Genomic DNA, 20,209 nt, shown 5'->3' on the forward strand with positions numbered 1-20,209 from the left:
GGGTGCCACCCGAGAGCCTGGGTCAGCGGTCCAGGGCGTGCCCCGTGGTGGCGTCCACATGGTCCGGGACCTCGTCATGTCGGTCGCCCACACTCAGGGTGCCGGTGGGTTCGAGGAGCAGGATCTCGGTGGGGACGGGGGCGTACGGCTTGTGCTCGGTGCCCCGGGGGACGGTGCAGACGGAGCCCTGCTTCAGGACCACCGTGCGCTCACCGGCCGGTTCGCGCAGCGCGATGTGGAGTTCGCCGGTGAGGACGAGGAAGAACTCGTCGGTGTCGTCGTGCGCGTGCCAGAGGTGCTCGCCCTCGGCCTTGGCCACGCGGACGTCGTAGTCGTTGACCGACGCGACGATGCGCGGGCTCCACCGGTCGGTGAAGGAGGCGAGGACCTGGGGGAGGGAGCGGGGCTCTTCGGTTGCCATGCCCTCATCGTGGGCTGTGTGCGCGGACCACACGAGTGCTAGGAATCGCATATGGCGCAAGAATCCTCGCATGTGCGGCGCACCCATCAGGTCGCCGTCCTGGTGGACGCGGGCACCAACCCGTTCGAGGTCGGTGTCGCCACCGAGCTGTTCGGCCTGCCCCGCCCCGAACTCGGCCTGCCCGCCCCGCCCTACGAGGTCACGCTGTGCGCGCCCACCCCCGAGGTGCGGATGAACCACGGCTTCTTCACCCTGACCGGGGTGGCCGGGCTGGACGCGGTGGACGGCGCGGACACCCTCGTCGTGCCGGGCCGCCCGGACAACGTGGTCCCGCGCGAGGCACCCGTACGGGACGCGATCCGGCGCGCGCACGCGCGGGGCGCCCGCGTCGTCAGCTTCTGCACCGGGACCTTCGCGCTCGCCGAGGCCGGGCTGCTCGACGGACGCCGGGCCACCACGCACTGGAAGTGGGCCGACACCTTCCGGCGGCTGCACCCGGGGGTGCTGCTGGAGCCGGACGTGCTCTTCGTCGACGACGGAGACGTGCTGTCCGCCTCGGGCAGCGCCGCCGCGCTCGACCTCGGGCTGTACCTGTGGCAGCGGGACCACGGCGCCGAGATCGCCAACGCGGTCTCCCGGCGCCTGGTCTTCGCCGCCCACCGCGACGGCGGACAAAGGCAGTTCGTGGAACGCCCGCTGCCCGAGGTCCCCGACGGCTCGCTGGGCCCGCTGCTGGCCTGGGCGCAGGAGCGGCTCGGCGAGCCGCTCACCGTGGCCGACCTCGCCGCCCGCGCCGCCGTCTCCCCCGCCACCCTGCACCGCCGGTTCCGCGACCGCCTCGGCACCACCCCGCTGGCCTGGCTCACCGGTGAACGGGTCGCGCTGGCCTGCCGGCTGATCGAGCGTGGGGAGACCCGGCTCGACGTGGTCGCCGCCCGCTGCGGGCTGGGCACGGCGGCCAACCTGCGGGCGCGGCTGCGCCGGGAGACCGGACTGAGCCCCTCCGCCTACCGGAAGCGGTTCGGGCCCGCCGCCCGGTGAGGAACGCCTCCCGCCGGGGAAGCGCTTCAGACATGAGATTCCTCGTGCGCGACCGTCTGCTGGGCATCGGCGACGACTACTGGATCGAGGACGAGAGTGGCCGCAAGGTCTTCCTCGTCGACGGCAAGGCCATGCGGCTGCGGGACACCTTCGAGCTGAAGGACACCGACGGCAACGTCCTGATCGACATCCACAAGAAGATGTTCGCCCTGCGCGACACCATGGCCATCCAGCGGGACGGCGAGGACCTGGCCACGGTCCGGCACAAGCGCCTCTCCCTGCTGCGCAACCACTACCGGGTGACCCTGGTCGACGGCACCGAACTCGACGTCAGCGGCAAGATCCTCGACCGCGAGTTCGCCATCGAGTACGCGGGCGAACTCCTCGCGGTGATCTCCCGCCGCTGGCTCACCGTCCGGGACACCTACGGCGTCGACGTCGTACGCGACGACGCCGACCCGACCCTGCTCATCGCGGTCGCGGTGTGCGTGATCCACCTCGCGGAGAAGGAGGACGACTGAGGCCCCACCGGGCTTCAGCGGCGGGGCGGGGCCAGGCCGAGGACGCGGTCCTTCAGGGCGGGGAACTGCTCACGGGTCGCCGGGACCCTCGCCGGGTCGAACTCGACGGTGAGCACCTCCTCGTCCGGGCCCGCCTCCGCCAGCACCTCGCCCCACGGGTCCACCACGATCGAGTGGCCCGCCTGGGGAACCCCGGCGTGCGTACCGGCCGTTCCGCAGGCGAGGACGTACGCCTGGTTCTCGACCGCCCGCGCCTGGGCCAGCAGCGTCCAGTGGGCGCGGCGGCGCTCGGGCCAGCCCGCGGAGACGACCAGGGTCTCGGCCCCGGCGTCGGTGAGGGTGCGGAAGAGTTCGGGGAAGCGCAGGTCGTAGCAGGTGGTGAGGCCGAGGGTGGTCTCCGGCAGGGGGACGGTGACGGGTTCGCTCCCGGCGCCCATCAGCACCGCCTCGCCCTCGTCGAAGCCGAAGCGGTGGATCTTCCGGTAGGACGCGGCGAGTTCACCGGAGGGGGAGAAGACGAGCGCGGTGTTGTAGAGGGTGCCGTCGGGGTCCCGCTCCGGAATGGACCCGGCGTGCAGCCAGACGCCCGCGTCCTTCGCCGCCCGGGCCATCGCCTCGTGGGTGGGGCCCGCCAGCGGCTCGGCCTCGGTGCCGAACGTGTCGTAGGCGAAGGCCCCGGTGGTCCACAGCTCGGGCAGGACCACCAGGTCGGCGTCCGCCCGGCCCCGGACGAGTTCCGCCGCGCGCGAGCGGCGCGCGGCCACGGATTCACCCTCGTCCACACGGATCTGGATCAGCGAGGCGCGCACACTACCACCGTCCTGGCATTCGAGTCGTTCCCACGGGCCTACGATCGTCACACGAAAGCACTGCCGGGGCGTATCGGAGCAGCGTAACTTGGGGGTTCCCCTGCTCGAGCGAAGCCGAGAGTCCGGGGAGTCTCCAGACGCCCGCCCAGTGCAGCCGCCGATACTGCCCGTGTAACGACCGCCGAGGGGTCCTGTTCCGTGAGTCTGCATCCCACTCTCCAGCCCTACGCCGACGCCTGGAGCCACTCGGTCGAGGCGATAGCCGAGCTGGTGAACCCGCTGGCCGAGGCCGAGTGGAACCGGCGCACGCCGTGCCCCGGCTGGTCGGTGCGGGACGTGGTCTCCCATGTCATCGGCCTGGACTGCGAGATGCTCGGCGACCCCCGGCCCATCCACTCGCTGCCCAGTGACCTCTTCCACGTGGCCACCGAGGGCCAGCGGTACATGGAGATGCAGGTCGACGTCCGCCGCCATCACACGGCGCCGGAGATGACGTCGGAGCTGGAGTACACGGTCATCCGGCGCAACCGGCAGATCCGGAACGAGTCCCGGCAGCCCGACACCGTGGTCCGGGGGCCGATGGGCAAGGAGATCACCCTCGAACTCGCCATGCGGATGCGGGCGTTCGACGTCTGGGTGCACGAGCAGGACCTGCGCACCGCCCTCGGCCGCCCCGGCAACCTCGACTCGCCCGGCGCGCTGGTCGCCCGTGACCTGCTGCTGGCCGGGCTGCCCAAGGTGGTCGCCAAGAAGGCCGAGGCGCCACGCAGTTCGGCGATCGTCTTCGACGTGCACGGGCCGGTGGAGTTCCTGCGCACGATCCGCGTCGACATCCAGGGCCGGGGCACGCTGGAGACGGCACCCGCGCTCGGGCCCGCCGCGGCCTTCACCCTCGACTGGGAGACGTACTTCCGGCTGGCCTGCGGCCGGATCAGCCCGGAGTCGGCGGGCGACCGGATCAAGACCGAGGGCGACCCGGAACTGACGGCGGCGATCCTGCGGAACTTCACCGTCACGCCCTGACCTCGTTATTTCGGATGCCGGTGCCGGGGCGCGCCGTTAGCGTGCCCGGCATGACCACGGACTCCGCGCAGGACACCCGGCCGACCCGGCTGAGCAGGCTCACCTTCCACGGCCCGCTCTCCGAGGCCCGCGCGGGCGCGCTCGTCGCCCGCCTCGCCGCGATCCGCCCCCGCAGCGTGCTCGACATCGGCTGCGGCTGGGGCGAGCTGCTGCTGCGGGTGCTGGACGCGGTCCCGCAGGCGCGGGGCACCGGTGTCGACGTCAACGAGGAGGATCTCACGCGCGGACGCCGTGAAGCGGAGGCGCGGGGGCTCGCGGGGCGGGTGGAGTTCGTGGCCGAGTCCGCGCGGGGCACCGGGCGCGGACCCGCCGACCTGGTGCTGTGCCTGGGCGCGAGCCAGGCGCTGAGCGCGGCCGACGCGCCCACGGCGGAGGCGCTGCGCGCGCTGCGGCGGCTGGTGTCCGACGGCGGCCGGGTCCTGCTCGGCGAGGGCTTCTGGGAGCGGACGCCCACCGAGGCCGAGCTGGCGGGCATGTGGCCGGGTGCCGGTGCGGGCGACCACGTCAGCCTCGCCGAACTCCTCGACCTCGCCGTCGCGGCGGCCTTCCGCCCCGAGTGGACGGAGACGGCGACCCTCTCGGAGTGGGAGGACTTCGAGTCGGCCTACCAGGCCGACCAGGAGATCTGGCTCGCCGGACACCCGGACCACCCGGAGGCCACCGACCTCCGCGAACGCCTGGACCGGCACCGGGGGCAGTGGATGAGCTACCGGGGGGTGCTGGGGATGGCTTACCTGACGCTGGTACCGGTGCGGGGCCGGAACGCCTGACCGGCCGCGGGCGGTCGGTCACCGCGGCGCCCGGTTCCGGCCGGGTGGCCGCCGGAGCACCACGGGGACCGTGACAGACGGCGCTCAGCCCCGCCGAAGTCCCCCGCCGAAGCGCCGCAGGCTCACGCCGCGGGGACGTGCACCGTCTCCACCCGGCTCGCCACCAGCCGTTCCCGCTCGCGGCGGGCCGCGCGGCCGCGCAGGCGGAGGATCTGGCTGAGGCCGAGGGCCTGGAGGACGAAGACCGCGCAGAACGCCACGGAGTAGTCGTCACCGGTGGCGTCCAGCAGGACACCGATGGCGAAGAGGGTGGTCATCGAGGCGATGAAGCCGCCCATGTTGGTGATGCCGGAGGCGGTGCCCTGCCGCTCGGGCGGGTTGGCGGGGCGGGAGAAGTCGAAGCCCAGCATCGAGGCGGGACCGCAGGCGCCGAGCACCACGCACAGCGCCAGCAGCAGCGCCATCGGCGCGTGCGCGCCCGGCCAGGCGAGGGTCAGCGCCCACATCACGGCGGTCGCGGCGACCGTACCGAGGGCCAGCGGGAGCCGGGCCGCGTGGTGCCGGGCGACGACCTGGCCGTAGACCAGCCCGACCACCATGTTGGAGAGCACGACCAGGGTGAGCAGCTCACCCGCGGTGGCCCGGCTGAGCCCCTGCGCCTGCACCAGGAACGGCAGCCCCCACAGCAGCAGGAAGACCATCGCCGGGAACTGGGTGGTGAAGTGCACCCACATCCCCAGCCGGGTGCCGGGCTCCCGCCACGCCTCCGCGATCTGCCGGCGCACGTAGGCGGCGCCCTGGTGCGGGATGGGCTCCGGCTCGTGGCCCTCGGGGTGGTCCTTGAGGAACAGCAGGGTCAGCACCAGCACGACCACGCCCGCGAGCGCGCTGCCCGCGAACGCCGGGGTCCAGCCGAGCCCGTGCAGCAGCCGGGCCAGCACCAGGGTGGAGACGAGGTTGCCCGCCATGCCGACGAGACCGGCGAGCTGCGCGACGAACGGCCCGCGCCGGGCCGGGAACCAGCGGGTGCCGAGCCGCAGCACGCTGATGAAGGTCAGCGCGTCCCCGCAGCCCAGCAGGGCGCGGGAGGCGAGAGCCGTGCCGTACGACGGGGAGAAGGCGAAGCCCAGCTGCCCGGCCGTGAACAGCACCGCGCCCAGGCACAGCACCTTCTTCGTGCCGAGCCGGTCGACCAGCAGGCCGACGGGTATCTGCATGCCCGCGTACACGAGGAGCTGGAGGATCGAGAACGTCGACAGCGCGGAGGCGTTGACGTGGAAGCGGTCGGCCGCGTCCAGGCCGGCCACGCCGAGCGAGGTGCGGAAGATGACGGCGACGAAGTAGACCGCGACGCCTATGGACCACACGGCGACGGCGCGGCGGCCGCCCGGGGGGTCACCCGGCAGGGTGGTGGCCCGGCTCATCGGACCTCCCCGCGCGCCAGCTCGGAGAACCAGCCGACGTGCCGGTGCACGATCCCGACCGCCGCATCCGCGTCACCGGCGCGCAGCGCGTCCAGGATCTCGGAGTGCTCGGCGAGGGTCTTGGCGATCCGGTCGGGGTGCGAGTGCATCACGGCGACGCCCATCCGCAGCTGGCGGTCGCGCAGCTGGTCGTAGAGGCGGGACAGGATCTCGTTGCCGCCACTGCGGACGATCTCGGCGTGGAAGCAGCGGTCGGTGACGGCGGCGGCGGCGAAGTCGCCCGCCGCGGCCTGTTCCCGCTGCCGCTGGAGCAGCTCGGCGAGCCGGTCCAGCAGGGCGGGCGGCGCGGGGACCGCCTTGCGGGCGGCGTGCTCCTCGACCAGCAGCCGGGTCTCGACCACGTCGGCGATCTCCTGCGCGGAGACCGGTAGCACCAGCGCGCCCTTCTTCGGGTACAGCCGGATCAGCCCCTCGGCCTCCAGCCGCAGCAGCGCCTCGCGGACGGGAGTGCGAGACACCCCCACCGCTTCCGCCAGCTCGCCCTCGGTGAGCAGGGTGCCGCCCTCGTACCGGCGGTCGAGGACGCCCTGCTTGACGTGGGTGTAGACGCGGTCGGCGGCGGGTGGCTGCCTGGTGGCCGTTTGCATGCCCACAGGATAGATACAACACGCACGCATGGGACAGTGTGGTCCAGCATGCGGACCTGGAGGAGGGGACTGAGGGTGCGTCAGCACGACGCCGTAAATTTCCTTCCGACGGAGTGCAACCATGGGGGCCGCCCACGTGTCACACACGTGCGGCTCTCCTTTCAGGGCACCTCAACTAGGCCGCATCCCAGGGCATTTCAGACAATCGAGGTATTTCGCTTTGATTACCGGCATCAAGGGCTCCTCCCTCCGCAGGGCCGCCGCCGTCGCCGTCGCGTCCGGCGCGCTGCTCACCACCAGTGCCCTCACCGCAGCGCCCGCGCAGGCCGCCTCCGCGCCTTCGATCGTGGCCGCGGGCGGCTACGTGATGAACAACTCCACCGGCACGTCGCTGTACACCAAGGCGGCGGACACCCGGCGTTCCACGGGTTCCACCACCAAGATCATGACCGCGAAGGTCGTGCTGGCGCAGCCGAACCTGAACCTGGACGAGAAGATCACGATCCCGAAGGGCGCCAGCGACTACATCGTCGCCAACAACGCGTCCTCGGCGCGCCTGATCGTCGGCGACAAGGTCACCGTCCGCCAGCTCCTCTACGGGCTGATGCTGCCGTCCGGCTGCGACGCCGCGTACGTCCTCGCGGACAAGTACGGCGCGGGCAGCACGCACACCGCGCGCGTCAACTCCTTCCTCGGCAAGATGAACTCCGCCGCGAAGGCCCTCGGCCTGAAGAACACGCACTTCGATTCCTTCGACGGCATCGGCAAGGGCTCGAACTACTCGACCCCGCGCGACCTGACGAAGATCGCCAGCAGCGCGATGAAGAGCGCCAACTTCCGCGCGATCGTCAAGACCAAGTCGTACACGGCGAAGACGATCACCAAGTCCGGCGCCAGCCGCACCATGTCGGCGTGGACCAACACCAACACGCTGCTGAGCAGCTACAGCGGCACCATCGGCGTCAAGACCGGCTCCGGCCCCGAGGCCAAGTACTGCCTGGTCTTCGCCGCCACCCGCAACGGCAAGACGGTCATCGGCACGGTCCTCGCGTCGTCCTCCGTCAACCAGCGCGGCACGGACGCCACGAAGCTCCTGAACTACGGCTTCACCAAGTAACCCGAAGCACCCAAGGGCCCGCCCCCACCCGGTTCACTCCGTGGGGGCGGGCCCTTCGCGTTGCCCCAACTCGCCTTTCCTATAACGGGATCAGCATCCGGACGCCGAGGGAACAGCAGATCTTCCCTCGCAATCGTGAACATCTCCGCCTCAATTGGCATATGCCCCTCGCGGGGCCCTACGTTCCGCGGCGGAGGTGGTTCATATGAACGAGGCGATCGACATCAGCGACTTCGTCTACGCGGCGACCGGAGACCGCGTACGGAGGCTGACCATGCCGGACGGGACGCACTGGTTCCCGGCGGTGGATGTGTGCCGGAAGCTCGGTCACAGCAACGCCCGTAAGGCTCTCTCGGACCATGTGCCGGACGCCCATCGAGAGACGATTGAGAGCGTAACTGGAGGTTACACTCTCGGCGTTCCCGCAGGTCGGGAGTGGCGCCGAGACATGAATCTGATCGACCTCCAAGGTCTGATCCTCCTCGTCAACGCCTGCACCAAGCCCGCCTGCGCGCCCTTCAAGCAGTGGGTCGCCAAGGTGATCGAGACGGTCCAGCGGGAGGGGTTCTACGCGCTGGAGGAGGCCGAGGTGCAGCCCGTCGGGCCGGGGGCGCCCGTCGCCTACGCCATGCCGGAGCAGGTCGCGGAGGCGATCGTCCGGCTGGAAGCGCACAACCTGAAGCTGGACGAGGAGTTGGCGGACGCACAGCGTCAATCGCTGGCGCTGCAAAGGGAGATGCTCACCGCGCAGACGGCCATGGCCGAGGCGATGGTGCGTATCGCCGACCGCTTCGAGGGGCTGGCCCTTCGTCCCGCCGTTCCTTCCGGCGGGCCTGCCACCACCGCGTCCCTGCTGGCCGGTTGGCGGGAGCGGTTGTCCGTGACCGAGGACGTGTGGACGGTGGCCGTGGTCATCGCGCCGGTGCTCGTGGAGAAGGGCGAGCTTCGGGAGCCGCTCGAGTCGATCGCTGCGCGGACCGGATTGACCGTCCGGCGGGTCAATGAATGTCTGCGGATGCTGCGTAGGCATGCCTGCATTCGGTCGCGCGGCGGAGCGGAGGACGGGGCGCCGGTTTACGTGCTCAACGAGAAATTCTGAGACTGTGACTGGAAGTCACAGTCTCAGAATTTTCTCGGCGCCGAGACCGTAAGCAGGGCTTACGGTCTCAGCATTTCCGCAGGTGAAAAGGGCCCACTACGCCCAGCTGATCAACCTCTTCGGCTGTTCCAGAATTGCCGCCACATCTGCCAGCACCTTGGAGCCGAGTTCGCCGTCGACCAGGCGGTGGTCGAAGCTGAGGGCGAGGGTGGTGACCTGGCGGGGCTTGACCTTGCCCTTGTGGACCCACGGCTGGAGCTTGATCGCGCCGACGGCGAGGATCGCGGACTCGCCCGGGTTGAGGATCGGCGTACCGGTGTCGACGCCGAAGACGCCGACGTTGGTGATGGTCACCGTGCCGCCCTGCATCGCCGCCGGGGACGTTTTGCCCTCGCGGGCCGTGCCCACCAGCTCGCCCAGCGCCGCGGACAGCTGCGGGAGCGTCTTGTCCTGCGCGTCCTTGATGTTGGGCACGATCAGCCCGCGCGGGGTCGCCGCCGCGATGCCCAGGTTGACGTAGTGCTTGAGCACGATCTCCTGGGCGGCCTCGTCCCAGGACGCGTTGACCTCGGGGTTGCGCTTGATCGCGACCAGCAGGGCCTTGGCGATCAGCAGCAGCGGGTTCACCCGCAGCCCCTGGAACTCCTTGTCCTGCTTCAGCTCCTCGACCAGCTTCATCGTCCGCGTCACGTCCACCGTCACGAACTCCGTGACATGCGGCGCCGTGAACGCCGAGCCGATCATCGCCTGCGCGGTCGCCTTACGGACCCCCTTGACCGGGATGCGGGTCTCCCGGGCGGAGTCCTGCACCGCCACGGCGGGCGCGGGCGCGGCAGCCTGGGCCGGGACCGGGGCCTCGACCACGGGCTCCGCCGGAGCAACCGCCGCGTGCACGTCCTCACGCGTGATGATGCCGTCCGGCCCGGACGGGGTGACCAGCGCCAGGTCGACGCCCAGGTCCTTGGCCAGCTTGCGCACCGGCGGCTTGGCCAGCGGGCGCTCCTTCACCGGAGCCGGAGCAGGGGCGGCCGGGGCCGCTCCGTGCCCGTTCAGCTCGGCCTGCACCGCCTGCGCGACGGCGGCCACCGGCACCTCGGGTCCCTTGCGGGGGCGCCGCTTGGTGGAGGAGGCGGCCACGCCGTACCCGACCAACACCGGCGTACGGCCCTGCGGCTCGGCCTCCTCGGCGGCGGGCGCGGGCTCGGCCGGAGCGGCGGACGCGGGCGCGGGCGTCGGCTCGGGAGCCGCACCCCCCGACACGTCCACCGCGATGATCGACGTACCCACGTCGACCGTCGTGCCCTCGGCGAAGCGCAGCTCGCGCACCACCCCGTCGTAGGGGATGGGGAGTTCGACGGCCGCCTTGGCGGTCTCGACCTCGCACACCACCTGGCCGTCGGTGACCGTGTCCCCGACCTGCACGTACCACTTGAGAATCTCGGCCTCGGTGAGCCCCTCGCCCACGTCCGGCATCTTGAACTCGCGCACGGAAGCTTCCGTCATCGTCGTCACGAAACCTTCCTCAGTACGCAAGGGCGCGGTCGACGGCGTCGAGCACCCGGTCCAGGCCCGGCAGGTACTCGTCCTCCAGGCGGGCTGGCGGATACGGGGCGTGATAGCCGCCGACCCGGAGCACCGGCGCCTCCAGGTGGTAGAAGCACCGCTCGGTGATCCGCGCGGCGATCTCCGCGCCGGAGCCGAGGAACACCGGCGCCTCGTGGACGACCACCAGACGGCGGGTCTTCTCGACCGAGGTCTGGATGGTGTCGAAGTCCAGCGGGGACACCGAGCGGAGGTCGAGCACCTCCAGCGACCTGCCCTCCTCGGCGGCCGCGTCGGCGACCTGCCGGCAGAGCTTGACCATCGGGCCGTACGCGGCCAGCGTCAGGTCGGTGCCCTCGCGGACCACGCTCGCCTTGTGCAGCGGGCCGGGGATCAGCTCGGGGTCGACCTCGCCCTTGTCCCAGTAGCGCCGCTTGGGCTCGAAGTAGATCACCGGGTCGTCGCTCTGGATGGCCTGCTGCATCATCCAGTAGGCGTCCGAGGAGTTGGACGGGCTCACCACCTTGAGGCCCGCCACGTGCGCGAACAGCGCCTCGGGGGACTCGGAGTGGTGCTCGACCGCGCCGATGCCGCCGCCGTAGGGGATGCGGATGACGACGGGCATCTTGACCTTGCCCAGCGAGCGGGCGTGCATCTTCGCGAGCTGGGTGACGATCTGGTCGTACGCCGGGAAGACGAAGCCGTCGAACTGGATCTCCACCACCGGGCGGTAGCCGCGCAGCGCCAGGCCGATCGCGGTGCCGACGATGCCGGACTCGGCGAGCGGGGTGTCGATGACCCGGTCCTCGCCGAAGTCCTTCTGGAGACCGTCGGTCACCCGGAAGACACCGCCGAGCTTGCCGACGTCCTCGCCCATGACGAGGACCTTGGGGTCGGTCTCCAGGGCGCGCCGCAGCGACTCGTTGATCGCCTTGGCCAGAGCCATTTTCTCGGCCATGTTCAGTTGCCCCCTTCCGCGTCCGCGAACGACGCCTGGTAGGCGGCGAACTGGGCGCGCTCCTCGTCGACGAGCGCGTGCCCGTCCGCGTACACGTTCTCGAAGATGGCGAAGCGGTCCGGGTCCGGCATGGCGCGGACCGCCTCCCGCACTCGCTTGCCCAACGTCTCGGACTCGGCCTCGAGTTCCGCGAAGAAGGCGTCGTCCGCGTGCTTGGACGCCTCCAGGTAGGTGCGCAGGCGCAGGATCGGGTCCTTCGCCTCCCAGGCGACGCGCTCGTCGTCGTGCCGGTAGCGGGTGGGGTCGTCGGAGGTGGTGTGGGCGCCCATCCGGTAGGTGAACGCCTCGACCAGGGTCGGGCCCTCGCCGTTGCGGGCGCGCTCCAGCGCCCAGCGGGTCACGGCGAGGCAGGCCAGCACGTCGTTGCCGTCGACCCGGACGCCGGGGAAGCCGTAGCCCTGGGCGCGCTGGTAGAGCGGGACGCGGGTCTGCTTCTCGGTGGGCTCGGAGATCGCCCACTGGTTGTTCTGGCAGAAGAACACGACCGGGGCGTTGTAGACCGCGGAGAAGGTGAACGACTCCGCCACGTCGCCCTGGCTGGACGCGCCGTCGCCGAAGTAGGCGATCACGGCCGAGTCCGCGCCGTCCTTGGCCACGCCCATCGCGTAGCCGGTGGCGTGCAGCGTCTGCGAGCCGATGACGATCGTGTACAGGTGGAAGTTGTTGCCGTTGGGGTCCCAGCCGCCGTTGTTCACACCCCGGAACATGCCGAGCAGGTTGGTCGGGTCGACCCCGCGGCACCAGGCGACGCCGTGCTCGCGGTAGGTCGGGAAGACGTAGTCGTCCTCGCGGGTGGCGCGCCCGGAGCCGATCTGAGCGGCCTCCTGGCCGAGCAGCGAGGCCCACAGGCCCAGCTCGCCCTGGCGCTGCAGGGCGGTCGCCTCGGCGTCGAAGCGGCGGGTGAGCACCATGTCGCGGTACAGGCCGCGCAGGTCATCGGGGGTGATCCCGGCGACGTAGGCGTCGAACTCGGCGTTCTTGACCCGCTTGCCCTCCGGCGTCAGCAGCTGCACCAGCTCCGGCTCGGTGCCCTGCTTCGCGGTGCTGCGGGTACCGCGCCCGGTGCCGGTGGTACCGGCCTTGCCTGCGGCGCTGCGTCGCGGCTTGCGCGCGGCACTGCTCTCCACGGTCACGTGTGCTCCTCCGTCGTTCCGGCCCACGGGGTTGCCGGTGAGCCTGGGTTCCCCCTTGCTCGGTCGGAGCCGGGGGGAGCGGCCACCTCTTCTCGACCACCGGGCACGGGGTGGGTGCCGCTCGGCCGGGAACAGGCGTGACAGGTGCCCCGGCGAGCGCCTGCGGCTTTTAACGTTACCCAGTGCTCCACATTTCTGTGAAACCCCACCTGACCTGCGATTTTGCTTGGATTTCCAAGTAAATCGACATGGCCCGGAAGTTCGCTGGTCACAGCCTTGCAGGAGGCCGGAGCAACGGCACGTTATCCCGCGCACCCAGCTCAAAGGAAGAGTCCCGGCGCGTCACCCGGGGCCGTCGTCGATTTCTTTCGCGCGGCGCGCGAATTGCGCTTCGAAGTTCACCGGGACACCCCGAGTGACCGAATGCGACCGCCGACGACTGCCTGTGACAATCCCCAGCTCACGGGGGCTTTTCGTGCCCTAGCATCGGCGCGTGCAGCGCCTTCGTGTACCACCTGTCGTGCCCCACGCGCCCCCGCTCGGCACCTTGTTACCCCTGTACGGAGCCGGTACGGCCCTCGCCTGCGAACCGGTCGACCAAGGGCTGCTCAACCGGGGCTACCGGGTGCGCACCACGCGCGGCCGCTACTTCCTCAAGCACCATTTCGACCCCGACACCGCCGACCCCGACGCCATCGAGCGCCGCCATCTGGCCACCCAGCGGCTCGCCGAGGTCGGTGTCCCGGCCGTCCCGCCGCTCACCCACCGCGAGGGCCGCACGGTCGCGGTCGTCGGCGGGCACGCGTACGCCCTGCACCCCTGGATCGACGGCGGCCATCTGCACGGCGGCCAGCTCACCCGGTCCGAGAGCGCGCGCCTGGGCGCGCTGCTGGGCGCCGTGCACGCCTGCCTGGAGCGCGTGATGCCGCCCAAGGGGCGCACCCGCCCGGCCACGAGCCCGCACCCGGTGGAGAGCGCCGACCCGGCCGACACGTTCGCCCTGATCGACGACCTGCTCGGCCACGTCCACCGCCACAAGCCCGCCGACGCCTTCGACGACCTGGCCCGCCACCGGCTGCTGGAACGCCGCTCACTCCTGGAGCAGCACACCCACCGCCGCCCGCCGCGCGGCGGCCCGGTGGGCTGGGTGCACGGCGACTTCCACCCGTTCAACCTGCTCTACCGGGGCGGCACCCCGGCTGCCATCGTCGACTGGGACCGCCTCGGGGTGCAGCCCCGCGCCGAGGAGGCCGTACGCGCCGCCGCGATCTTCTTCGTGCGGCCCGCGGGCATGCTGGACCTGCCCAAGGCGCGGGCGTACGCGCGGGCGTACCGGCGCGCGGCCCGCGCCACCCCCTCGGAGCTGGCGGCGGCCGTGCACCGGGTCTGGTGGGAGCGCCTGAACGACTTCTGGATGCTGCGCTGGCACTACGAGCGCGGTGACACCCGCGCCGACTGCCAGTTCCCGGCCGCCTCCGCGCTGGCGGTGTGGTGGACACGGGAGTACGACGCGGTGTGCGACGCCTTCACGGGCTGAGCCGCGTCGGCACGGTCAGCCGACAGGCCCGTCCGGGCCCGTTCCTGGGGCCGGCGAGGTCGGCCTTCAAGTCCCGTTGGCGCCCGAGTCCGCCCCGGCCGCCGCTCCGGCGTCCGCACCGCCCGCACCGGCGCCGTTCGTGGTGCCCTGGTCGGTGCCGCCCGCGTTGCCCGTACCGGCCGTGGTCCCCGCGTCCGTACCGGTGCCGCCCGCCGCGTCGCCCGTGGGGGGCGGCGAGGTCTGCGGGTCGGTCGGCTGCTGGGAGGTCTGCTGGTCGGTCGGGTCGTCCGACGGTTCCGTGGTGCCGGGATCGCTGGTCCGGGGGGACGGGGTGTAGTCCGAGCCGCCGTTGCTCCAGCCCGAGCCGCCGCCCTGCGTGGCCGGGTCGTCCGTCGGCTCCTTGGTGGTGTCGTCGGACGGCGTCTCGGACGCCTGGTCGTCCTTGTGCGTCTGGGAGACGCTCGGGGACGGCTTGTCGCTCGGGGTGTCGTCGCCGCCGGACTTGTTCAGCGCGAGCGCGACACCGGCCACGACCGCCACCACCGCGAGCGCGGCCAGCACCCACAGCTTGCCCTTGCCGCTCCCCCTGTTGCCGTGGCCCTCGAAGCCGCCGTCGTCGCCGCCCCCGTAGCCGCCGGGCAGGATCGGCTTCGGGATCTGCGTGGTGCCGCCGCCGTAGCCGCCGGACTGGGGCATCACGGTGGTGCCCGCGTAGCCGCCGGGCGGAGTCGGCGCGCCCGGCGCGGCGTCCACCGGGCCGGTGTTCCAGGTGCCGGAGTGGGCGCCCTGGTCGTACAGCATCTGCAGGCCGTACTGGATCAGGCCGCGCATCTCCTCGGCCGTCTGGAAGCGGTCGTCCGGCTCCTTGGCCAGCGAGCGCATGACCAGGCCGTCCAGCTCCGGCGGGCACCCGGCGGTGACCTGCGAAGGCGGCACCGGCATGTCCTGGACGTGCTGGTAGACCACCGACAGCGGGGTCTCACCGGTGAACGGGGGCCGCAGGGCGAGGAGTTCGTACAGCAGGCAGCCGGTCGCGTACAGGTCGGAGCGGTGGTCGACGGCCTTGCCGAGCGCCTGCTCCGGGGAGAGGTACTGCGGGGTGCCCATGACCATGCCGGTCTGGGTCATCGTCGTGGAGGCGCCGTGCAGGGCACGGGCGATGCCGAAGTCCATCACCTTGACCGCGCCGTTGTCGGTGATGATGACGTTGGCGGGCTTGATGTCACGGTGCACGATGCCGTGCTGGTGCGAGTAGGCGAGCGCGTCCAGGACACCGGAGACGATGATCAGGGCCTGCTCGGGGCCCGGCGCGTCCGCGTCGACCAGCAGCTCACGGATGGTGCGGCCCTCGACCAGCTCCATCACGATGTACGGCACGGCCTGGCCGTTCGCCTGGTCCTCGCCGGAGTCGTACACGGCGACGATCGAGTGGTGGTTGAGCCCGGCCACCGACTGGGCCTCACGCGTGAAGCGGGCCTTGGAGGTGGGGTCCTCGGCGAGGTCGGCGCGGAGCAGCTTGACCGCGACCGTGCGGCCCAGCCGGACGTCCTCGGCCGCGAACACCTCGGCCATGCCGCCCCGGCCGAGCCGGTGGGTGAGCCGGTAGCGGCCGTCGCCGACGAGCCCGCCGTTGCCCCAGTTCTCCGGCGCCTCCGCCATGCCGCCGCCGGCCGCCGCCTCGGGGTCGGACGGGCCTTGGGCGCCGTGCGTCTGTGCCATCGGTCCTCGCCGTCGTTTCTGCCCGCGATGCGCGCGGTGTTGATACGGACTCCGTCGGCCACGCTACAGCCTCGCCGGTGGCCGCCGGTCCCGATCCGGCACCGGGACGGGCCCAGGACGGACCGGCCATGAAACCCGCAGCACAGGCCCCCGTGCAAATTCCGTGCACGGCCCGTACGCCTGCGGTAACGCTTCCGCGACGCTTCTTTCGCGTACGGTCACGGAACGGGCACCGGGCTTGACGTGTCCGTGCCCTCGGGCAGACTTGGCCGGGAATGACACATTCGATCAAGCCGTGTGCGCTGTGCCGCGTCTTCGGTCGGTGACGGCTCCGACGGGCCAGTGGGGGACACGGAACGATGAGCCAGGACGGCGCACAGGGCGGCCGCTACCCGGGGCGGGCACTCGCCGGTGGCCGCTACCAGCTCCACGACCTGCTCGGCGAGGGCGGGATGGCCTCCGTGCACCTGGCCCACGACACGGTGCTGGACCGTCAGGTCGCGGTCAAGACCCTGCACACCGAGCTGGGCCGGGAGCAGGCGTTCCGCGAGCGGTTCCGCCGCGAGGCCCAGGCCGTGGCCAAGCTCACGCACACCAACATCGTCTCCGTCTTCGACACCGGCGAGGACGAAGCGGACGGCATGCCCTACATCGTCATGGAGTACGTGGAGGGCCGCCCGCTCGGCTCCGTGCTCGCCGACGACGTACGGCGGTTCGGCGCCATGCCCGCCGACAAGGCCCTGAAGATCACCGCGGACGTGCTGGCCGCGCTGGAGATCAGCCACGAGAAGGGGCTGGTCCACCGGGACATCAAGCCCGGCAACGTGATGACCACCAAGCGCGGCGTGGTCAAGGTGATGGACTTCGGCATCGCGCGGGCCATGCAGTCCGGGGTCACCTCGATGACCCAGACCGGCATGGTCGTCGGCACCCCGCAGTACCTCTCCCCCGAGCAGGCCCTCGGCCGGGGCGTGGACGCCCGCTCCGACCTGTACTCGGTCGGCATCATGCTGTTCCAGCTGGTCACCGGGCGGCTGCCGTTCGACGCGGACTCCCCGCTCGCTATCGCCTACGCGCACGTCCAGGAGGAGCCGGTCGCGCCCTCCTCGATCAACCGCGCGCTGCCTCCCGCGGTGGACGCCCTGGTGGCCCGCGCGCTGAAGAAGAACCCCAACGAACGCTTCCCCACCGCCGAGGCGATGCGCGAGGAGTGCCTGCGGGTGGCCGCCTCCCTCCAGCAGGCGGCGCCGAGCATCGTGCCCGGCGCGGGTCCCGCGCAGAGTGGCTCGGGCGTGGGCTCGGCGGTGTTCCCGCCGGTGGACCACACGGCCCCGCAGCCGCACCCCGGCCAGGTGCAGCAGCCGTACCAGCCGACGCCGAACCCCTACGGCACCCCGCCCCCGTCCTACGGCTATCCCCAGCAGGGCGGCTACCCCACGCCCCCCGCGTACGGCCACCCGGCGCCCGCCTACGGTGCCCAGCCGCCGACGACGGTGCCCGCCTCCGGTGGCGGCCGCAGCGGCAAGCCGGTCCTCATCGGCTCGGTCGCGGTGGCCGCGGTGCTGATCGCGGGCCTGCTGATCGCGCTGATCATGGACGACAACGCCGACAACGCCGACAAGGCCAAGGGAGGCGGCAGCTCCCCCAGCGCCTCCGCGTCCACGCACGGCTCCGGCTACCGGGGTCCGGACACCTCCCGGACGATCGACGACACCGAGTGCACCGAGCCGCAGGAGTCCTACGACGACGAGAAGAAGGTCCGGCTGCCCGACTTCCGGTACAAGAACATCGACTCCGTGAAGGCGTGCTTCCAGGCCGCGAGCTGGCAGTACACGGTGAAGAAGGAAGACAACAACACCTGGGGCGACGGCACGGTCCTCGACCAGTTCCCCGCCCCCGGCACCGACGTCGACCCGAAGAACATGGGCGAGGTCTCGCTGAGCGTCTCCACGGGCGAGCCGCCGCAGTAGGCGCGTATCGGACGCGAAGGGCCCGGCGGATCGCTCCCGCCGGGCCCTTCGCGCGTAAGGATCTACAGGTAGGGCCCGCCCGAGCGGCCACCGGTGTGCTGGTCCTCGGGGCCCTCCGGGACCGCGCCCGGCGGGAGCGCGCGGCGCATCTGCTCCAACTGGGCCCGCACGGCCATCTGCTGGGCGAACAGCGTGGTCTGGATGCCGTGGAACAGGCCCTCCAGCCAGCCCACCAGCTGGGCCTGCGCGATCCGCAGCTCCGAGTCGCTCGGCGTTCCCTCGTCCGTGAAGGGCAGCGACAGCCGCTCCAGCTCCTCCACCAGCTCGGGCGCCAGACCGTCCTCCAGCTCCTTGACCGAGCTGGCGTGGATCTCCTTCAGCCGCACCCGGCTCGCCTCGTCCAGAGGAGCGGCGCGCACCTCCTCCAGCAGCTGCTTGATCATGCTGCCGATCCGCATGACCTTCGCCGGCTGCTCGACCTGCTCCGTCACCGGAATCTCGCGGGAGCCCTCGTCCGTGCCACCACCGAGCGCCATCCCGTCCTGACCCACGACGAGGATCGGGGGATTCTCGGGCGACCGTTCGTTCCTCGGCATCTCCATGCCGTCATTCTCTCGCACCCCGCCGCCACCTCACCGACGCACCCCCGTACGTCGGTGATCCGGCACATCAGCCGGACCGACCCCCGACGGCCCAACCCGGAATGCCCGTTCCGCCATGAAATGTGAGGCTGGACTCCGTCTTTCCCTCGGCATTCCTCCGGAGGTCACCGACGTGACTCCATGGCTACGACTCACGCTCCGCCTCGTGCGGGTGCTGCTCGTCCTGGCGACGGCCGCCCCCGTGTACGGCACCGCGACCGCGTACGGCGCGGAGAGCGCCCCGCCGGGTTCCCCCACGCCCTCGGGCCGTTCCTCCGCCCCGGCCGTGCGGGCCCGGAACGCCGCCGACACCGCTTCGCCGTCCCCGACCGTCTCCAAGCCCGCGCGGGCCGGGAGCCGGGCCGGGGAAGGGCGGATGCGGCCGGGACGGCCCGCGCTGCCGGACCCGGAGGAGCAGGCCCAGGACCCGACGGGCAGCGGCACGCCCACCACCCCGGCGGCCGCCTACCCGGAGGAGCCGGAGACCGCCGACAGCCCCGCCGCGCCCACCCCGACCGCCTCGACGGCCACCGAGACCTCGCGGCCCGCCGCCGTACGGCAGGGGGAGGGCACCTCGGCACGGCCGCCGCGGTTCCTCCCCCTGGGCAGCGGACTGGTCCTGCTCGGCCTGGGACTCGCCCTGGCCCTGGTGGGCCTGCGCATCCGCCGCACCTGACCGGCCGGGCTCGCTGCGAGGCGCGACCGGTGACCGGCCGGCCCTAGGAGGCGACCAGCAGCACCTTGCCGATGTGGCCGCTGCCCTCCACCACCCGGTGCGCCTCGGCCGCGTCCGTGATCGGCAGCTCCCGGTCCACCACCGGACGGACGACGCCCGACGCGATCAACGGCCAGACATGCTCGCGCACGGCCGCCACGATGGCCGCCTTCTCGCTCAGCGGGCGGGCCCGGAGCGAGGTCGCGCTGACCGCGCCCCGCTTGCCCAGCAGCATCCCGATGTTCAGCTCGCCCTTGGTGCCGCCCTGCATCCCGATGATCATCAGGCGGCCGTTGACGGCGAGCGCCTCCACGTTGCGGCCCAGGTACTTGGCGCCCATGTTGTCGAGGATGACATCGGCGCCCGCGCCGTCCGAGGCCCGCTCGATCTCGGTCACGAAGTCCTGGTCGCGGTAGTTGATCAGGATGTCCGCGCCCAGCTCGGCGCAGAAGTCCAGCTTCTCCTTGGTTCCGGCGGTCACCGCCACCCGCGCGCCGATGGCCTTGGCCAGCTGGATCGCCATGGTGCCGATACCGCTGGAACCCCCGTGCACGAGCAGCAGCTCGCCGGGCCTGAGGTGAGCCAGCATGAAGACGTTGGACCACACCGTGCAGGCCACCTCGGGCAGCGCGGCCGCCTGCACCAGCCCGATGTCCGCGGGCACCGGCAGCAGCTGTCCGGCCGGGACGACGACCTTCTGCGCGTAGCCGCCGCCCGAGAGCAGCGCGCACACCTCGTCCCCCACGGACCAGCCGGAGACCCCGGGACCGAGCGCGGCGATCCGGCCGGAACACTCCAGACCGGGGTACGCGGAGGCGCCGGGCGGCGGGTCGTAGTGGCCCTGACGCTGCATGATGTCGGCGCGGTTGACGGCGCTGGCCACCACCTCGACCAGCACCTCGCCCTCGCCGGGCACCGGATCGGGGACCTCGGTCCAGGTCAGGTTCTCGGGCCCGCCGGGTTCGGAAATCGTGATCGCATACATGCCCGCGACGCTACTCC

At 71.8% G+C, this 20,209-nt stretch carries 19 protein-coding genes; 9 read left to right on the plus strand and 10 right to left on the minus strand.

The annotated features are described in order from the left end of the window. Window positions 1-22: 22 nt before the first annotated feature. Entirely contained in the window at window positions 23-421 is a 399-nt protein-coding gene (locus tag ACIPPM_RS23155) for a cupin domain-containing protein (protein WP_401450899.1), read from the minus strand. Window positions 422-472: 51 nt separating this feature from the next. On the opposite strand from ACIPPM_RS23155, the gene ACIPPM_RS23160 reads away from it, so the two are divergent. Further along, window positions 473-1,462 carry a GlxA family transcriptional regulator gene (locus tag ACIPPM_RS23160; protein ID WP_401450902.1) on the plus strand — a complete coding sequence of 330 codons (990 nt, stop codon included), beginning with the start codon at window positions 473-475 and terminating at the stop codon, window positions 1,460-1,462. Between the two features lie 32 nt (window positions 1,463-1,494). Next, window positions 1,495-1,983: an LURP-one-related/scramblase family protein gene (locus ACIPPM_RS23165; RefSeq protein WP_401450905.1), complete on the plus strand. Its 489-nt coding sequence runs from the start codon at window positions 1,495-1,497 to the stop codon at window positions 1,981-1,983. A gap of 14 nt (window positions 1,984-1,997) precedes the next feature. On the opposite strand, the gene ACIPPM_RS23170 is transcribed toward ACIPPM_RS23165, so the two are convergent. Next, the gene (locus tag ACIPPM_RS23170; RefSeq protein ID WP_401450908.1) at window positions 1,998-2,792 is read right to left on the minus strand and encodes a carbon-nitrogen family hydrolase; all 795 of its coding nucleotides are present in this window, start codon (window positions 2,790-2,792) and stop codon (window positions 1,998-2,000) included. A gap of 198 nt (window positions 2,793-2,990) precedes the next feature. Between ACIPPM_RS23170 and ACIPPM_RS23175 the strand changes: the two genes are divergently transcribed. Beyond that, window positions 2,991-3,815, plus strand: a complete 825-nt coding sequence (locus ACIPPM_RS23175) for a maleylpyruvate isomerase family mycothiol-dependent enzyme (RefSeq protein WP_401450911.1) — start codon at window positions 2,991-2,993, stop codon at window positions 3,813-3,815. 50 nt (window positions 3,816-3,865) lie between these two features. Beyond that, on the plus strand, window positions 3,866-4,645 hold the full coding sequence (locus ACIPPM_RS23180) for an SAM-dependent methyltransferase (RefSeq protein WP_401450914.1): 780 nt from the start codon (window positions 3,866-3,868) through the stop codon (window positions 4,643-4,645). Window positions 4,646-4,767: 122 nt separating this feature from the next. On the opposite strand, the gene ACIPPM_RS23185 is transcribed toward ACIPPM_RS23180, so the two are convergent. Then, window positions 4,768-6,069, minus strand: a complete 1,302-nt coding sequence (locus ACIPPM_RS23185; RefSeq protein ID WP_401450917.1) for a nitrate/nitrite transporter — start codon at window positions 6,067-6,069, stop codon at window positions 4,768-4,770. Then, entirely contained in the window at window positions 6,066-6,716 is a 651-nt protein-coding gene (locus ACIPPM_RS23190) for a GntR family transcriptional regulator (RefSeq protein ID WP_401450919.1), read from the minus strand. Before ACIPPM_RS23190 ends, ACIPPM_RS23185 begins: the two co-directional genes overlap by 4 nt. 220 nt (window positions 6,717-6,936) lie before the next feature. Here ACIPPM_RS23190 and ACIPPM_RS23195 point away from each other — a divergent pair, with 220 nt between their 5' ends. Next, window positions 6,937-7,833, plus strand: coding sequence for a D-alanyl-D-alanine carboxypeptidase family protein (locus ACIPPM_RS23195; RefSeq protein ID WP_401450922.1), 897 nt, complete (start codon window positions 6,937-6,939; stop codon window positions 7,831-7,833). Window positions 7,834-8,038: 205 nt separating this feature from the next. Beyond that, window positions 8,039-8,932, plus strand: a complete 894-nt coding sequence (locus ACIPPM_RS23200; RefSeq protein WP_401450924.1) for a Bro-N domain-containing protein — start codon at window positions 8,039-8,041, stop codon at window positions 8,930-8,932. Window positions 8,933-9,028: 96 nt separating this feature from the next. Here the strand turns inward: ACIPPM_RS23200 and ACIPPM_RS23205 are convergent, their stop codons facing one another. From ACIPPM_RS23205 to pdhA, 3 genes are read right to left on the minus strand one after another with little or no spacing between them, the layout of a single operon-like run. Next, complete coding sequence (locus ACIPPM_RS23205; RefSeq protein WP_401450927.1) at window positions 9,029-10,444, minus strand: dihydrolipoamide acetyltransferase family protein; 1,416 nt, start codon at window positions 10,442-10,444, stop codon at window positions 9,029-9,031. Window positions 10,445-10,454: 10 nt separating this feature from the next. Continuing rightward, window positions 10,455-11,432, minus strand: coding sequence for an alpha-ketoacid dehydrogenase subunit beta (locus ACIPPM_RS23210; protein ID WP_401450930.1), 978 nt, complete (start codon window positions 11,430-11,432; stop codon window positions 10,455-10,457). A 2-nt stretch (window positions 11,433-11,434) separates the two neighbouring features. Beyond that, entirely contained in the window at window positions 11,435-12,625 is a 1,191-nt protein-coding gene (pdhA, locus tag ACIPPM_RS23215; RefSeq protein ID WP_393594193.1) for a pyruvate dehydrogenase (acetyl-transferring) E1 component subunit alpha, read from the minus strand. A 493-nt stretch (window positions 12,626-13,118) separates the two neighbouring features. On the opposite strand from pdhA, the gene ACIPPM_RS23220 reads away from it, so the two are divergent. Next, a complete protein-coding gene (locus ACIPPM_RS23220; RefSeq protein ID WP_401450933.1) occupies window positions 13,119-14,162 on the plus strand; it encodes a phosphotransferase in 1,044 nt (347 codons plus the stop codon). A gap of 66 nt (window positions 14,163-14,228) precedes the next feature. Here ACIPPM_RS23220 and ACIPPM_RS23225 read toward each other — a convergent pair whose 3' ends face one another. Further along, window positions 14,229-15,881, minus strand: coding sequence for a protein kinase (locus ACIPPM_RS23225; RefSeq protein ID WP_401450936.1), 1,653 nt, complete (start codon window positions 15,879-15,881; stop codon window positions 14,229-14,231). A 359-nt stretch (window positions 15,882-16,240) separates the two neighbouring features. On the opposite strand from ACIPPM_RS23225, the gene ACIPPM_RS23230 reads away from it, so the two are divergent. Next, the gene (locus ACIPPM_RS23230) at window positions 16,241-17,851 is read left to right on the plus strand and encodes a protein kinase (RefSeq protein ID WP_401450939.1); all 1,611 of its coding nucleotides are present in this window, start codon (window positions 16,241-16,243) and stop codon (window positions 17,849-17,851) included. Window positions 17,852-17,913: 62 nt separating this feature from the next. On the opposite strand, the gene ACIPPM_RS23235 is transcribed toward ACIPPM_RS23230, so the two are convergent. Next, window positions 17,914-18,453 carry a bacterial proteasome activator family protein gene (locus tag ACIPPM_RS23235; RefSeq protein ID WP_401450942.1) on the minus strand — a complete coding sequence of 180 codons (540 nt, stop codon included), beginning with the start codon at window positions 18,451-18,453 and terminating at the stop codon, window positions 17,914-17,916. A gap of 205 nt (window positions 18,454-18,658) precedes the next feature. On the opposite strand from ACIPPM_RS23235, the gene ACIPPM_RS23240 reads away from it, so the two are divergent. Next, on the plus strand, window positions 18,659-19,168 hold the full coding sequence (locus tag ACIPPM_RS23240; protein WP_401450945.1) for a hypothetical protein: 510 nt from the start codon (window positions 18,659-18,661) through the stop codon (window positions 19,166-19,168). A gap of 43 nt (window positions 19,169-19,211) precedes the next feature. On the opposite strand, the gene ACIPPM_RS23245 is transcribed toward ACIPPM_RS23240, so the two are convergent. Then, complete coding sequence (locus ACIPPM_RS23245; RefSeq protein ID WP_401450948.1) at window positions 19,212-20,192, minus strand: NAD(P)H-quinone oxidoreductase; 981 nt, start codon at window positions 20,190-20,192, stop codon at window positions 19,212-19,214. Window positions 20,193-20,209: the final 17 nt, after the last annotated feature.

The sequence above is a fragment of the Streptomyces sp. NPDC090119 genome (genome assembly GCF_044747085.1).
Classification (GTDB): domain Bacteria; phylum Actinomycetota; class Actinomycetes; order Streptomycetales; family Streptomycetaceae; genus Streptomyces.

Excerpts from the sequence above, each read along its gene's own strand:
- ACIPPM_RS23155 (WP_401450899.1), bottom strand. The coding sequence starts at position 421 with ATGGCAACCGAAGAGCCCCGCTCCCTCCCCCAGGTCCTCGCCTCCTTC.
- ACIPPM_RS23160 (WP_401450902.1), top strand. The coding sequence starts at position 473 with ATGGCGCAAGAATCCTCGCATGTGCGGCGCACCCATCAGGTCGCCGTC.
- ACIPPM_RS23165 (WP_401450905.1), top strand. The coding sequence starts at position 1,495 with ATGAGATTCCTCGTGCGCGACCGTCTGCTGGGCATCGGCGACGACTAC.
- ACIPPM_RS23180 (WP_401450914.1), top strand. The coding sequence starts at position 3,866 with ATGACCACGGACTCCGCGCAGGACACCCGGCCGACCCGGCTGAGCAGG.
- ACIPPM_RS23185 (WP_401450917.1), bottom strand. The coding sequence starts at position 6,069 with ATGAGCCGGGCCACCACCCTGCCGGGTGACCCCCCGGGCGGCCGCCGC.
- ACIPPM_RS23190 (WP_401450919.1), bottom strand. The coding sequence starts at position 6,716 with ATGCAAACGGCCACCAGGCAGCCACCCGCCGCCGACCGCGTCTACACC.
- ACIPPM_RS23200 (WP_401450924.1), top strand. The coding sequence starts at position 8,039 with ATGAACGAGGCGATCGACATCAGCGACTTCGTCTACGCGGCGACCGGA.
- ACIPPM_RS23210 (WP_401450930.1), bottom strand. The coding sequence starts at position 11,432 with ATGGCCGAGAAAATGGCTCTGGCCAAGGCGATCAACGAGTCGCTGCGG.
- ACIPPM_RS23225 (WP_401450936.1), bottom strand. The coding sequence starts at position 15,881 with ATGGCACAGACGCACGGCGCCCAAGGCCCGTCCGACCCCGAGGCGGCG.
- ACIPPM_RS23230 (WP_401450939.1), top strand. The coding sequence starts at position 16,241 with ATGAGCCAGGACGGCGCACAGGGCGGCCGCTACCCGGGGCGGGCACTC.
- ACIPPM_RS23235 (WP_401450942.1), bottom strand. The coding sequence starts at position 18,453 with ATGGAGATGCCGAGGAACGAACGGTCGCCCGAGAATCCCCCGATCCTC.
- ACIPPM_RS23245 (WP_401450948.1), bottom strand. The coding sequence starts at position 20,192 with ATGTATGCGATCACGATTTCCGAACCCGGCGGGCCCGAGAACCTGACC.